The sequence below is a fragment of the Vibrio sp. B1Z05 genome, assembly GCF_052955985.1.
The window spans coordinates 328,243-343,648 of the sequence record NZ_CP130464.1; the positions used below are offsets into that span (position 1 = coordinate 328,243).

Genomic DNA, 15,406 nt, shown 5'->3' on the forward strand with positions numbered 1-15,406 from the left:
TAAGTGGACTCAAAGAAACGTTATGCCAGTTTAAAGGCTCGGTAATAGTTGTTTGATTCGATACGGCCAAATGGTTTAAGTGCCGCGCCATCATATTCACCTGGGTAGAACATGACGGTGGGTACTTGGCCTACTTTAGCGTGTAACGCATTGAGTAGTCCGTGACCTCGGACAATAGGCCAAACACTTCCCATACCATGGAGCATGATAAAGTCACAATTCTCTATATTGGCTTCTTTCACTATGAATTCTGCAACGCGATTTTGCTCAAGTGGCCCTTTTAACGCTTTAAAGAGTGCTTCATCGCCTTTTGCAAATTGCATCTTGAATGACTTATCGAGTAATCGGCGTGATTCCAACAACTTAATTATCATCTCGAACAAATTGATGCTGGCAAAGGTATAGCCTCTGTTTGGTAGCTTCTTTTCCAATAGCTCAATATGCTCGCGAACGGCCAGCTCATGCTCTGGTTTATAGTCAAAGATATAAAAGCCGATCTCACCACCAAGTTCTTTGTTTTGAAGAAACTCATGGCTTTCTAGGCGTGATTGGATGTTGTCTAAGCGTTGTTGTAATTGGAGCATCAGTAAATCTCCATAGCTTGGATGATGTCGTCTCTATCCATATCAACCAATAGCTGGCGTACATCTGGTGTAATGTAAATGTTGGTGAGTACTTTGGTTTTTGTGCTTTCTAAGAAGCCACCGTCTGTCATGACTTTGAATGCGACTTGAGCAATTTTGTAGGTTGAAGATTCCGACATATCAGCAAAGTCAGGATAAATACGGCACTTATCTTCCCAGAAGTATTCCCAATCTTTCATATCGATATTTTCGCGATACATGCGTTTTGCATCCATCACAACAGTACGCATGAAGTCCGCAAGTAGCGGAGAGTTAATCAGTGTTGCAGCCATCATTAACTGTGCCGCTTCTTCGTGGTTAGCGTTAACCAAAGTCGATAGGAATTTATTTCCCAAGTTGGCGATGCGCTTTTTTATTGTTGCGGCATTACGTTTAGCTGAGGCTGGAGAGCGCTTTTGAAGAATGTTTTGATCAACAATGGCATCACCCCATTGTTCTTTGCTTGGATCTGAAAGCAGTAACTCTGCGATAAGTTGAGCTTCTGTGATCATTAGACTGCCACCGATCAGGTCACCAAGGTATTTTTTATGTTCTGCCATGTTTACGTCCTAATTGATGCTTTCATTTTTAGCTGTACTTGTAGATTCAGAGTAACCCGATGCTAGATGCAAGTTGTCGACACCATACAAAGTTGGTCTATTAGCAAGCCATAATTGGTACTCAGGTGTTGTTTGTGTTGCGTTCTTGGAGCAATCGACATTCCAACGTCGTAATAGGTAACCCGTTAATGCTGCGCGAACTTCAATGGAGAGGCTTCCATTCTTCATAGAGTAATCAAGTTCAATTGCTTTTGGGCAATTTACGTTATTCGGGTGAGGTACTAGTTCTAAAGGTACAAACCTCATCCATTGCTTGTCTGCGAGCATGGTTTGAGCTTCGAATGCGGCGTTACCCGATAGTTCAGCTTTGGTAATTCGAGAAATAACGAAGTCGCGGAACTCATTCGTTTGGCAATCATAAGCGCGAATGTGCCAACGCAATCCGTTATCAACAATAGAGTGGGGAACGACAGTTCGTTTTTTCTCGCCGCTAGATAGCGACACGTAACTTATCTTTACCGCTTTGTTGTTCAGAGCTGCTTGAGTAAGGACAGCTACGATGTTGGTGTTAGGCGCGTTAAGTTGGCTTGGAGCTTCAAATGGTATGCCTAAGCCGTTAATTACACTGTCTTCACCAGAAAGTTGATTGGCTAGCTTGCCAAGCGTTTCATTTGTGTTGTGATTAAATAGAGGGACAAATGCTTTTGTTTGAAAGTATCTTTTTTCAGCGTTGTCGTAGGTAAGGTTATGGGCTGCCATCTCTTTGTAGAGATTGATATCACGAGTGGCATTTGATAGTCCCATCTTAAAATGTTCTACAACTTCTGAGCGCATAAAGTGCCCAACAAACATTAGCTTAAAGTCTATGTAAGAAAGTCTTTGTTTTTGGGCGTAGTTGATATTATTCATAAAACCAATCTAACTTTTATTTAATCAAAGTCTGAACCATTTTGGGTCTGTTGTCTATCGGGAAATTGCAAAACTTATCTGGATGGAGATCATTAATGATATTTAATAATTGATTTTAAAACATTGAATGTAAGTGGCAAATTTTCCCGATCTGGTTGGCGGTAAATGATAAAACAAGTGCTTTTTTATGAGCTGTTATTGTTTAATGTGATGTCATCTGATTGCGGCTGATTTTTATTTCAAGATTATTTTTCCTGTTGCAAAAGAACAATTTGGTCAACTTAAAGTCTAGGCTCAATCATCGAGGTTAATCAGAGTTCCTTCTTTATATAGCGTGCCTGGTGAGCAATTAAAGCCCATTGATAATTTGTATCTCTCTAATGGCGAGCGTAAGTATTTTACGTGTAATTTTCACACGAAAACACTGGGCGTAGCGCCTCCGGTGATCACAGGAATTAAGCACGGCAACCCTCCGAGGGTGAGATCGTGAACGATTTTTAGCCACTCAGAACGATCGATTTGACGATCACATTTAGCTATGATCATATACTCTCTTTTTTGGGAGATAGTGATGCACGACGCCTTTACAAAGCACTTCAGCACGTTGAAAGACCCGAGGCAATCAGCAAAGGTGAGTTACCCACTTTTTGATGTCCTATTCTTAACTGTTTGCGCCGTTATCACTGGTGCAGAAGGCTGGGAAGATATAGAGGACTTTGGTCGTGCTCATCTCGGATGGTTACAAGATAAAGGGCTATTTAAAGAAGGTTTGCCAGTGCATGATACGATAGCTCGTGTGATTTCACGCCTCGATGCTAAGCAGTTTCAAGAGTGCTTCACGCGCTGGGTTCACAGTCTTTGTGAAGCGACTGAAGGTCGGTTTATAGCCATTGATGGTAAAGCTCTAAGAAGCTCATATGACCGAAGCTCAAGGCAATCAACTATACATATGGTGAGTGCGTTTTGTGCTCAGAATAAACTGGTACTCGGTCAGGTAAAAACCGACGTGAAGTCAAATTAAATCACGGCGATACCAGAGCTACTTAAGCTATTAGATATAAAGGGTTGCCTCATTTCCATAGATGCAATTGCCTGCCAGAAGAGTATCGCAGAAGCGATAGTTAAAGACGGCGGTGACTATTTGCTCGCTGTAAAAGGCAATCAAGAAAAGCTTTTTAAGGCCGTAAAGTCAGAGCTAAAGAGCGCTGATGGTGAGGTGGTTAAGTCCAAAACCGAGACGAAACATGGTCGGGTAGAGGTGCGAGAATATCGAGTTTTACCTGCGCTAAAATCCAAGCCATTTTGTGATTGGCCTAGCATCAACTGCATCGGTGAAGCTATGAGTTTTAGGTACGATAAGTCAGGCAAGAAATGTTCTTTGGAGTACAGATACTACTTCAGTTCTAGAGCATTGAGTGCGCAGGATTTTGCGATTGGTGTTAGAGAGCATTGGGGAATAGAAAATAGTCTTCACTGGGTGCTAGACACAGCATTTAGTGAGGATGCTTGTCAGATCTACCGTGACAATGCTGCCGAAGTACTTGCCGCTATTCGCCATATGGCAATTAATATGTTGCGGAATGAGACCACAAGAAAAGCGAGTATTCGAAGAAAGACTAAAATGGCTGCGATGGAAATCGAGTATCTGGAACAAATTTTAGTTGGTAATTTGAGCACCGATTAAAAGTTGAACACTCATGCTCTCACCCTGGCAACCCCCCCACGAATATATTGCCAAAACGCTGTCGGCTTTTCTCTCTGAGGTCAAAGTGCGAGGCAAGAACGTGCGCCTAGAACTGTCGAAACGATTAGGACACCATCGACCGGGCATTACCAATGCTTATTAAGGGTAAATCATACAGTAAAAGCGAGACTGACAACACTTAACAACTGTAGTGGCATAGTGAATAAGAAATTAGCCTCATAAGCTAATAAAGTTTTACCACAAGTTATTATTTTCCACAAAAATGAACATGAAGTATTTTTTGTGAATGCAAAACAAGATGCGCATTGTATTTGATTCATATAAATATCTATAAACCTTGACTAATTATAAGACAAAGGGAGTTGTAGTCTTATATTCTCTAAAGCATAGTGATACAATTTATGACTTTGAATATTTTGTATTTATTCAATTGTAAGGTGTTTGTTGCACTATTCGAGTTTCTAATCACTAAGTCTTTGATTAAACCTAAGTATAGGCAGTTAAGACTACGCCAATAAAAGTACTTATTTAGAAGTGTTAGTGTGTTGGGTGGATTTTCAGTAACACATTAATAATATAGGTAATAAGTAGTTTAATTATCAACCTATTTACGTTTAGTAATTTATAAGAGCGAATGGCTATGAAAATATGCAGTTGGTTTGTTATTACCTTAACTGTTACTATATTGTTTACAGGATGTTCAAGTGAGCAAGCAAAATTAATTCATAATCAGTCAGAAGTCTCAAAAGAACTAACAGTAGCTCCTATAGTAAAATCGAATCCTGCAACGAATTCAGAGAATTCTAAAAAGAGCTCTATTGCATCAGCTAAGAAAACACTTACCAAGCAAAGTGCTCATAAAGTCGCAAAGACGGTCCCTCACGAGCCAAATAAAAAATCGCATAAGCGTCCTAAGGCTGCTGATAAGGCGATAGCTAAAAATACTCCGGTGCAAAAACATATAGCGCCACCGTTGCCTGAGAAAATGCCGCCAATTATGGCGCCAAAAAAAATTGGTCATCCTTTAGCTAATAGTACCAAGATAATTTTTATGCTAGGGCAAGATAACAAAGGTTATTACCTATACGGTGAAGGAAAGATTACAGAGGGTACTTACGACAAGTTCTTACGTTATGTCGCTTATTACAAAGGGAAGGGTATAGCTTTAAATCGCCTGATGATACATAGCCCAGGTGGTTTAATGAATGAGGCGATTAAAATTGGCACTTATATGCAAGAGAACAAATGGGGCTCTGCTAGTGATCAATATATGAAGTGTTATTCAGCATGCGGAATTATTTATGCTTCTGGGGTGTTTAAACAAATTGAACCAGGGGCAGAAATTGGGTTTCACCGACCATATAACCCGAGCAAACCTGATACAGAAAGTTTTAAAAAGCATGTGTATAAGGTTTACAAACCTTACTGGGAATATATTGGTGGTAGCTCAAAACTATATGATGAATTTATGCACAATTATGATCGTAATCAGATGTTGATTTTGACCGAAAGTAATATTAATAAATATATGAAAGTTGAAAGAATGTAATGAAAAATATTGGTTTTGATGACATCGAATTTAAATTGGTAACACTATTCATTTTTGGCATGGGCCTCCTCATTGTTTGGTTTAATGTTATGGGTTATGAAATCCTATTTCCGAACAGGGATTACCCAATTAATCCATTTACTGTATTACTGTTTATTACCGAATCAGCTGTACTTATTTGGACTTCGTCGGTAATCAAGAATTGGTACTCAACAAGTCGAATTTTAAAGGTCGCCTTATTCGTACTTGTGCCTGCATTTTGGTTACTATGTTATACCGGAATCAATAGTTATCTTAACAGTCTGGCTACAAATGATGTCAAAATTGTTTTAACTGCTGAACATGATAATGAGACTAGACAGAATCAAATTGAAGATATATCTCGAGATATTAAAGATTTTAATACCGAGTTGATTGCCCTTCGCGCTAGAAACGTAAATATTGACCATAAAATAGAAAGTGACACAAAAGAGCTATCAGCGATCAGTATTCAAGATAGTGAAAGGCGAAAAACAGCTAGAGATTGTAGCCAAAGCCCTGATTGTGCTGCTGCAATTGCTAATTTCAAAAAACAAATAGACTCGCTAAATCGAAATATAGAAACCTCGCAAAAAGATAAAGAAGCGAATAGTGACAATATACGTAAGTTGGAATCAGATATTTTTAACTCGCGATCGACAATGAATAGCTTGCGAAGTGAGATTGCGAAAGTTAACAACACCCATTCCGGAACCAAAACAGATTATGATCAAAAGAAACAGATGTATGTATCGATCGTAAACAAAGTCAGTTCTTGGTTTGGGGTGAAATTTGACGACCCATTTGGTGCATTTATTAGTTTTATATCAGCCTTAATATACCCTGTTTATTTCATCCTAAATTTACTGAAATCACTGAGTACTCCAGAGCATAAAGAAAGAAGAAAACACAGTTTGCTACTGAAGCGAGAGCGCCGTGATATTCGAGATATTGCGTTGGCAAAATTACTCAAATATATGCGTGTTTGGGCTAGTAGGCGCACCAAAATTATTGAAGTAGATAAAATAGTAGAAGTACCTGTTGAGGTTGAAAAAGAAGTCGAACGTACAATTGAAGTGGAAAAAATTGTAGAAGTAGAGATCGAGAAAGAAGTAGAACGGATTGTTGAGGTTGAAAAGATTGTTGAAGTAGAAATTGAGAAATTTGTCGAAGTTCCAGTCAAGGTTGAAGTTCCGGTTTATGTTGACCGAATTCAGAAGGTCAGTGAGCCGATGATAGTGAAAGAACCACAGATCATCATCCATGAACGAATTGTCCCAATTCCTGAGAATATTACCAGTGATGAACTAGAGGAACTACTCAATGCGCAGTCTAGATCTGAGCAAACTACAAGAGTCGAATCGCCAGAATTGGCTTAGATTACAACGGTTAAAAGAACATCAACGAAAGCTTGATGAAGCTAGATATAGAAAAGAACTACTTCAAGAGCAGCTAGAAGCTGAAAAAATTGCGGCCGAAATTGCAGGAGAAAAAGCGGATACTCATGTTCATGAGGGGACTATATCTCCGGAGCAATTGAATACGCTAAAAGGAAAGCAAGTTCATTCTCAAATAGTAAAAGAAGAAGTGACAGCTCAACTCGCGAGAGAGCGTGCGAATGCAGAGATTTATGAGTTAAGAAAATCGCAACGAATCCAGCAAGAAAGGGATTCGAGGCGACTTAAACATCAACGTAGTAGGTGGCTGCAAAGTGCTTTGAATACAATTCTAAAGCTCATCCTTATTATTATTTTGATTTCTTTGGCTGTACTCGGTCTATATCGGATGTATCGATGGGTAACAGAAGCGCCATTGATCAAAGAGGTGGAAAAACGCGTGGAAGTGCCGGTAGAAAAACGTGTAGAGGTTCCAGTTGAAAAAGTGGTTGAGAAAAAGGTCGAAGTTATCCCCGATGAATGCACTCAAATCAGACGAAATGGAAAAATCTATATAGACTGTGATGGAGTTAAAGTCGATGGTGCAAATACGCTCGGGAATGAGAAACTAAATCGTATGCCAGAGTTGTTACAGGAATAAAAATTAGGTTATGTACGATAGTGAACAATCATTCAAAGCTATATTTATAGAATATGATGGGGATCTTGCTAAAGATTTTAAAGTAGAACATGGAATTACCATAGATCACCGTATTTGGGGATTTGGCATGCTTGTAGAAGTTAAGTCTAGAGAGTATGGAGGCTGGTACCTAAACGTAAAGTTCTCTAATCACTATAAAATGATCTTGTCTGATACTATCTCTAGTTATTTTGTTAAGAGTATGGCTATAAATCGAGAGTATCTCAGTATATACAAAAATAATGCTTTATCCGAAGTCGAGGTAGTGACTGAATCTATCGTAGCGCCTAAAAACCTTAATATGATTGAAGATGAGGCGCTAAAGCGATTTGCTCAAGCAGAGGCTTTACCAGATTCTGTGTAATTTTAGCGAGGGGCACCCATGTTTGTGCCCCAACTCACATTAATACCCGGCTAGTTACCTACAATATCTCATACTGATACTCATCCACAGACCTCCAAAATCATGCTTAAATTTTATAAATCACCCACCTAACCCTCACAAAAATAACAACTTACACAACTCTTACATTCCATTGATGAAATCAATACATGCTTTTTTGCATAGCAAATTATTATGTATTGGTAGAATCTAAAAGGACGTTGAAATGAGAATTCATCGCAAGTTATTCATTCAGTTTTTCACTCTTATATATATGTTGGCTTTTGCTGGTGGTGTGTTTGCCGCTACGGTGACGAATGTGACGGAAGGCAAGATAAATGGCAAGACTAGCATTGTAGTTAGTTTGAAGGGGGCGTTGTCGCATCCTCTTGATTTACCTGTGGTTAAAGATAAGAAGCGGGTTCATCGTGCTTGGGTTTTGTCCGAAGACCGCACTTTTCAGTCGTTGTCTATTGATGACTTTGGCGTTGGGGAGTATTCGGTGTCGTTGGCGGGATTTGACCGAGAGGATCTAAGATCGCTTGAGACGATCAATATTTATGAGGCGTCGCCTTCGGTGCGGGTGTTGGGGCAGGGGCCTTTTATTAATGCTACTGGCGATCGCGCGATTCCTATTGAAAGTGTGAATGCGACGGGTGTGCTTGCGTCTATTTATCGTGTGGATGATACGCCTAAGTTGTTTGCGGATTATTTTTACTCTCAAACGCTAAGTAATTGGTCGGCGCAGCGTCTTAGAAAGAATTTTACTCATCAAACAGATTTGAGCTTTAAGCTACCGGCTGCCAAAGAAAATGCCTCTACGGTGACTAATTTGAAGTTGCCGGATAATTTGGCGAACGGTTGGTACATTATTGCGATTAAGCCATCTAACTCTTTTGATAGTCCTGATATTTTTCATGTGTTGCTGTCAGATATTGGCGTGCAAGCGAAAGTGTTTGATAAAAAAGTGTCGTTGCAAGCGGTTGATCTTGCCACTCATAAACCGTTGCAATCGGCCAAAGTGAGCATTGTGGGGCAAGATGGTGTTCGTGATACTGCTTATTTAAAGGATGGTTTCGTACAGTTTGATTACGGCGAGCGTTCTAGTGAAGATGTGTTTGTGGTGCAAAGCGGCGCGAGTGTTGCGGTATTGCCAATGAAAGAGGTGCCGCTGGATCTTTCTGACTTTAAAGTGGATGGTCAGCAGTCTAAATCGTTGAATGGTTACATATTCTCTAACCGAGATTTGTTTAAACCGGGTGAGGAGGTGCCACTTAATATTGTATTGCGTAAAGAGTCAGGTGAAATAACGGCGCTGAATTCGTTGTTTATGGAGGTGATTGCGCCTGACGGCAAAGTGATACTGTCACGTAATATTGAGGAATCACAAAAAGGCTTCTTTAACTATCGCTTTACCATTCCTGCTTCAGCAAAACTGGGTAAATGGAGTGCGGTAGTACGCTCTACTCGTCAATCAAAAGCGGTGATCGGCAGTTTTAATTTTAACGTGCAAGAATTTGTCCCTGAGCGGATGGATTTGACGGTGTCTGTTCCTCATTTAGTTATGGCTGGTGAGCCAATAAAAGGGCAAGCCAGCGGACGTTATTTGTTTGGGCAAGTGGCGGATGGCAATCGCTTAACCATAAGTTCAACACTGCGTTCTATTGCTTCTTTCCCGGGCAAATACGCTCATTATTTGGTGGGTAAGCAAAAATACATTTCAAGCTCGAATGCGCCAGATGATATTGATTTAAAACTGGATAAACAGGGTAAGGCGCATTTTTCTCTTAGTGCGATTTCTAAAGACGCATTAGACGGTCCTGCAATGTTAACGACTAATAATCAGTTGTTTGAAACGGGCGGCGCAACCACTACGCGCGTTAATAAATTACTGGTATCAAATGGAAAATCCATTGTCGGTTTAAAACCTAACTCCGAGGATTTTGGCTATTTCACAGAGGCTAAATTCAGTCTGTTGCTGCTTGATGATAAAGGTGAGAATACTTTATCAGGTGATGTCCGTATTAAGGTTGAACGCAACCGAGGTGGCTATTACTGGGTGTTTAACCAAAGCTCTGGTTGGGATTTGCGTCGTGACGATAACTGGCGCGTGACTGAATCTAAAGTGATGCATGTTAATGCTCAACACAATGAGCTTGTGGTTCCTGTAGAGTGGGGCGATTATCGCATTACCGCTGTAGCGCCAAGTGGTCAAGAAACCGTGTATTCGTTGTATGCAGGTTGGGAAGATGGCGATACGCAAATTCCAGTTAAGCCTGATCAACTGTCAATGAAATTGGATAAAGAAAGCTACTTAGCTGGCGATTACATCAATGTGCAAGTGGCGTCGCCAAGGGCTGGGTTGGTATCGTTAGAATTGGTGGCAGATAAAACCTATTTGCACAAAACGGTGCAAGTAAAAGGTAAACAAAATATTCGCTTACGATTGCCGAGCAATATTGATCGTCACGATCTATATCTGATTGGTTCGCTAGTTAATTCTGATAAGGCGTATGTGCGTCGCTCGTTAGCGGTTGCTCCGGTAAAACTGTTCCGTGATCATCGAAAACTGGCTGTGTCTATTCAAGCTCCAGCAAGACTGGAACCTTTTACCACGCAAACAGTTAAAGTCAAAGTGGATAATGCTACCAATCTTAAAGATGCATACGTAGTGTTAACCGTTGCTGACAAAGGGATCATCAATATGTCGCACTATAAAGTGGCCGATATATTCAATTGGTTCTACGGACAAAAACGTTTAGGGGCGGATATTATTGATTTGTACTCCCGACAGTTTGAGTCTCGTCCTTCACCATTTATTCGTCACCGTTATGGTGGTGATGAAGGGATTAATTCCAGTAAACCGCTTAATAATTTGGTGGAAAGCAAAACCTTTAATCAGGTATTGCCAGCAGTGAAATTAAACCAAAGAGGTGAAGCGAATATTCAGCTGCAAATACCCGATTACAACGGCGAAGTGCAAATGGTCGCGACAGTTTTTGCTGGGGCTAAATTTGGACAAAAAGTGCAGGATGTGACGGTAAGTGCGCCAATTGTCGCCGAACTTTCAGTACCTAGATTTTTTGCCACCAACAATCAAAGCCAAGTGATGGTAGAAGCGTCAAACCAAACCAAAGAAATGCAGAAAGTGACGCTTAGCTTGCGTGCCGACGATGGTATTCGATTAGTTGGACAAAGCGCGAAAGTGCTAGAGCTTGCACCACAACAAAAAGCGCACTTTGCGGTGCAGGTAGATGTTGGTAATAAAGTGACCATGACTAACCTGACTTTATCCGTGAATAGCCGCGCTTATCAGATTGAGCGAAATTGGCGCGTTCCAGTGCGTTCGCCGTCACCGTACGTGACTAAAAAGACCACCAGAACGTTAGCGGCAGGGGATTTTGTCAATGTCACGCGTGCGCAGTGGCAAGGTGTGTTACCTAAAGATCATGGCATTAGCACAGTTTCGTTTAGCCGAGTGCCAGAGATAGAGCCAACCGCTTTTGTACAAGGTTTGTTTAACTACCCTTATGGTTGTGTAGAGCAAACCACCAGTACTGGCTACCCTTGGTTGCTTGATGATGCCTCACTAGTGCCACTGAAAAAAGAGGTGTTAGAGGAGCGAAGCGACGTTGATATGCTGCAAAAAGCGGTGTTGCGCTTGGCTGATTATCAAAATGGCAAAGGTGGGTTTGGCTTGTGGGGATCGTATTCGCAAGAAGAACCTTGGCTGACAAGTTATGTGGCAAGCTTCCTGTTTACAGTGAATGAGCGTTACCCAAATATGGTCAGTAACTCAGTGTTGGATAAAATCACTAGACGCATGCGTCAGTACATTTATGGTGATCTTAACCAAGAGGTTGGAATCAATGATCAAGCGTATGCCGCTTATGTGTTAACTCAAGCAGGGAAACTGTCATTCTCTGATGCTAAGACGTATTTAAAAGAGGTGCCTGTGTTTAATAGTCTCAGTAATGCTTATCTTGGGGCTGTGTTCTATCGCCTTGGAGATATGCACAGTAGCCGAGACTACTTTAGACAAGCCGAATACGCTATTGAGCTGCATGATGATAATTACTACGACTCGTCGTTATCGGCGCGCGCTAAAATTGTGTCGATAGTCAGTGACTTAGAAAAACAAGGGCCGATTAATCGTCAAATGTCTGAACTGCGCATTGAGTCTGCAAAAGCGATCTTTAAAGCGCTGAACAAACGCCGCTACTTTAGTACACAAGAGCGTTATGCGCTAGCCAAGGCCGGCTTTGATTTGCAAGCGCTGAACGAAAAACCAATTCAAATCTCTAAAAACGGCCAACTGGTGCCATCGTCTAAAGCTGTGTCCATGCAACTTGGAGATAGATTCCAAAATGAATCACACGATGTGGCTTATGTGACGGAATCTATCGATGGGTACGCCGATCCTAATGCGCTGCAAAGTTCGGTAGAGTTTAAGCAGGTGTCTAGAACCTACTTTGATAGCAAAGGGAAACGCTTAAACCGCGCTACGCTGCATGTTGGGGATAGAATCATTGCTAAAGTCGTGGTTAACCTGAAAGAGAATATCGATAAAGCAATGTTAGTGGATTATCTACCGGCGGGGATGGTGCTTGAAAATCCAGATTTCACCGACTCTAAAGAGCTATTGAAATCTTTGGACTTTGTGTCATCTGGCGCAGAAATGGAAGAGTTTAGAAACGACCGCTATGTGACTTCCCTTGATTTTTCGCGTGGTTATTCATACACCTTCTATTATGTAATGCGCGCTGAGACTCAAGGTATTTCAGAGGTGCCAAATCTGTTTATTGAAGATATGTATGCGCCTGAGCGCTTTGTGTATCAGCCTGGTTCTGTTTCTAGTATTCAAATCAAATGAGTACGTCTGTAAAACGTTGGGTTGCAACTGTGGCATTGGCCATAGTTGCACTCATTATTGGTTTAGCCTTGGCTTGGAAAGTGCTTAATTGGGCTTGTCCTTTGCCAAGTGCTACCCCTAAAAGTATCGCGTTTAATGTGTTATCGGCGGAAGGCGATACACTGCGCCAGTTTGCCGATGACACGGGCACTTTTCGCATTCCTGTGACGGTAAGTGAGGTGTCACCGCTGTATTTAAAATCACTACTCGCTTATGAGGACAGCCGATTTTATTCGCATATTGGGGTGGATATTCCTGCGCTTTTCCGCGCTTTATATCAGCGTATTCGCTATGGAAAAATCGTCTCTGGCGGCTCGACGCTGACCATGCAAGTAGCGCGCATTATTTACCCTATCGACCGCTCCTATGGTGGCAAGCTCATTCAAATATTGCGAGCTTTACAACTTGAAGCGCACTACAGCAAGCAACAAATCTTGAACTTGTATCTAACCCATGTACCTATGGGAGGCAATATCGAAGGCGTTGAAGCGGCCAGTCAGCGCTATTTTGGTAAGTCGTCGAAAAACTTAAACATCTCTGAAGCTGCATTGCTGACTGTTATTCCACAAAGACCAAGTGTCTATCGCCCCGATCGTCACCCCAAAAATGCTCAGCGTGCTCGCAATAAAGTACTAAGACGTTTGATCGCAAATGACATGCTTTCCGAGTCAGAATATCAACTGCTAAGTAAAGAGGTGGTGATTGCCGGGCGAGAGCCAATCAAGCGCAAAGTGCCCCTGTTGGCTCGTGAGTTAAGAAAACACCAGCTTGCTCATTTCAAGCCGACAAATGACAACTTGATTCAAGGACATACACCTAAATCAATTCAGGGACAGGCACCGAATTCGTCTTCAGCAAAGGCGTTTAAAGCGGCAGATTCACAGCAAGAGATTCAAGGACACACACCGCATTTAATTCAAGGACAGGCACTGAATTCGTCTTCAGCAGAGGCGTTTAAAGCGGCTAATTCACCGCAAGAGATTCAAGGACACACACCGCATTTAATTCAAGGACAGGCACCGAATTCGTCTTCAGCAAAGGCGTTTAAAGCGGCAGATTCACAGCAAGAGATTCAAGGACACACACCGAATCTAATTCAAGGACAGGCACTGAATTCGTCTTCAGTAGAGGCGTTTAAAGCGGCTAATTCACAGCAAGAGATTCAAGGACACACACCGAATTTAATTCAAGGACAGGCACTGAATTCTTCTTCAGCAGAGGCGTTTAAAGCGGCTAATTCACGGCAAGAGATTCAAGGACACACACCGAATTTGATTCAGGGACAGGCACCGAATCTCTCTTCAGTAAAGACGTTTATAAAGAGTGAGTTACAACAGAATGTTGATGCTATTGTTAAGCAGCGGTTTACGGCGTTGTCTAATGATTTGTCGGTGGCGGTGATGGTGGTTGAGAATAAAACTGGCGCTGTGCTTGCTTATAAAGGTTCATTGGATATGGATAACGTTCGCAGTTATGGGCATGTCGATATGACCAAAGCGATTCGCTCTCCCGGCTCTACGTTAAAGCCGTTTGTGTACGCGCAAGCGATGGAGCAAGGGGTGATTCATTCGCAAAGTTTGTTGATGGATATTCCAATGCAGTTTGGCACTTATAAACCGCAGAATTTTGATAAACATTTTCAGGGACGAGTATCAGCAACTGAAGCCTTACAACGTTCAAAAAATCTATCGGCTGTGTATCTGCTAAATGAAATCCAAGTGCCTAAATTTGTCAAACGAATGCAGATTTTGGGTTCATCTTTACGATTGCCTGATATGAATTTAACGGTGGTGTTAGGAGGAGGCGGATCAACGCTGCGTGAGTTGGTGATGTATTACACCGCTCTGAGCCGTCAAGGCGTGGCGATAAAGCCGAGACTCAGTCAGTTCGATAAAATAGAACAAGCGCAATTGCTCACTCCTGAAAGTGCTTGGATCACGCGCACTATTTTGCAAGATATACGCTCGCCAGATAGACCTCGCGCTAAATTTGGTAGAAAAATCGGTTGGAAAACGGGTACCAGTTTTGGCTTTCGTGATGCTTGGGCTATTGGCACCAGCAATGATTATACGGTCGGGGTGTGGATGGGCAGACCTGACGGTTCACCATATGTTGGGCAAACCGGCGCCACGATGGCTGCGCCAATTCTATTCGATGTGTTTGATTTATTGCCTAAAGACGTGACTGAGGTAGAAAAACCCAAAGCTGTGGAGAAAGTGTCAATTTGCTGGCCGAGTGGTCTAGCCGCTGAGATGGTTTCGAAAGCCAATTGTCAGCAAAAACGTCTGGCATGGACCATTGATGGCGTTACGCCAAGAACGCTGCGCCGAGATAAACGTTTATCTGTAGCAAATAATTGGCCGCAAGAACTGTTGTCATGGGAGAAAGTGCACTCTAAGTCAAAACGCTTTATCGATATTATTCAGCCCGAAGACGGCAGTCATATTTATCCTTATGCAGGACAAATTCTGTCATTAAAAGCTTCTAGCCCAGATGTACGCTGGTATTTAGATGGCAATGTGAGCGCAAACCAAATAGATGCACAATCGTTATCAGGCAAGCATGAAATCAAAGCCTGTAATAATAATACCTGCAGCTCGGTCAATATTACGGTTTACTAGTACTAATCGGGTTAAATAACGGGCCATTCTAGTTTGTTAAAATACTCGAGA

General features: G+C 41.7%; 9 protein-coding genes and 1 pseudogene. 7 read left to right on the plus strand and 3 right to left on the minus strand.

Annotated features, from left to right (window positions below):
- Positions 1-20 precede the first annotated feature (20 nt).
- The 3 genes from QV280_RS14335 to QV280_RS14345 are packed head-to-tail and all read right to left on the minus strand — an operon-like array spanning position 21 to position 2,092.
- The gene (locus tag QV280_RS14335) at positions 21-584 is read right to left on the minus strand and encodes a DUF1788 domain-containing protein (protein ID WP_152820638.1); all 564 of its coding nucleotides are present in this window, start codon (positions 582-584) and stop codon (positions 21-23) included.
- Positions 584-1,183, minus strand: a complete 600-nt coding sequence (locus QV280_RS14340; protein WP_152820640.1) for a DUF1819 family protein — start codon at positions 1,181-1,183, stop codon at positions 584-586. Before QV280_RS14340 ends, QV280_RS14335 begins: the two co-directional genes overlap by 1 nt.
- 9 nt (positions 1,184-1,192) lie before the next feature.
- Positions 1,193-2,092, minus strand: coding sequence for a WYL domain-containing protein (locus tag QV280_RS14345; RefSeq protein ID WP_152820642.1), 900 nt, complete (start codon positions 2,090-2,092; stop codon positions 1,193-1,195).
- Positions 2,093-2,663: 571 nt separating this feature from the next.
- Here QV280_RS14345 and QV280_RS14350 point away from each other — a divergent pair.
- The 7 genes and pseudogenes from QV280_RS14350 to QV280_RS14380 all read left to right on the plus strand — a co-directional run bounded on the left by QV280_RS14350 (position 2,664) and on the right by QV280_RS14380 (position 15,355).
- Positions 2,664-3,776, plus strand: a pseudogene (locus QV280_RS14350) (ISAs1 family transposase).
- Between the two features lie 655 nt (positions 3,777-4,431).
- Positions 4,432-5,346 (plus strand): hypothetical protein, encoded by a 915-nt coding sequence (locus tag QV280_RS14355; protein ID WP_152820644.1) that lies wholly within the window; start codon positions 4,432-4,434, stop codon positions 5,344-5,346.
- A complete protein-coding gene (locus tag QV280_RS14360) occupies positions 5,346-6,743 on the plus strand; it encodes a hypothetical protein (protein WP_021713468.1) in 1,398 nt (465 codons plus the stop codon). The genes QV280_RS14355 and QV280_RS14360 overlap by 1 nt, the downstream gene beginning before the upstream one ends.
- A complete protein-coding gene (locus QV280_RS14365) occupies positions 6,688-7,401 on the plus strand; it encodes a hypothetical protein (RefSeq protein WP_021713469.1) in 714 nt (237 codons plus the stop codon). Before QV280_RS14360 ends, QV280_RS14365 begins: the two co-directional genes overlap by 56 nt.
- Positions 7,402-7,411: 10 nt before the next feature.
- Positions 7,412-7,804 carry a hypothetical protein gene (locus QV280_RS14370; RefSeq protein WP_021713470.1) on the plus strand — a complete coding sequence of 131 codons (393 nt, stop codon included), beginning with the start codon at positions 7,412-7,414 and terminating at the stop codon, positions 7,802-7,804.
- Positions 7,805-8,048: 244 nt separating this feature from the next.
- Complete coding sequence (locus tag QV280_RS14375) at positions 8,049-12,695, plus strand: alpha-2-macroglobulin family protein (protein ID WP_152820646.1); 4,647 nt, start codon at positions 8,049-8,051, stop codon at positions 12,693-12,695.
- Entirely contained in the window at positions 12,692-15,355 is a 2,664-nt protein-coding gene (locus QV280_RS14380) for a penicillin-binding protein 1C (RefSeq protein ID WP_152820648.1), read from the plus strand. The genes QV280_RS14375 and QV280_RS14380 overlap by 4 nt, the downstream gene beginning before the upstream one ends.
- The last annotated feature ends 51 nt before the right edge of the window (positions 15,356-15,406 follow it).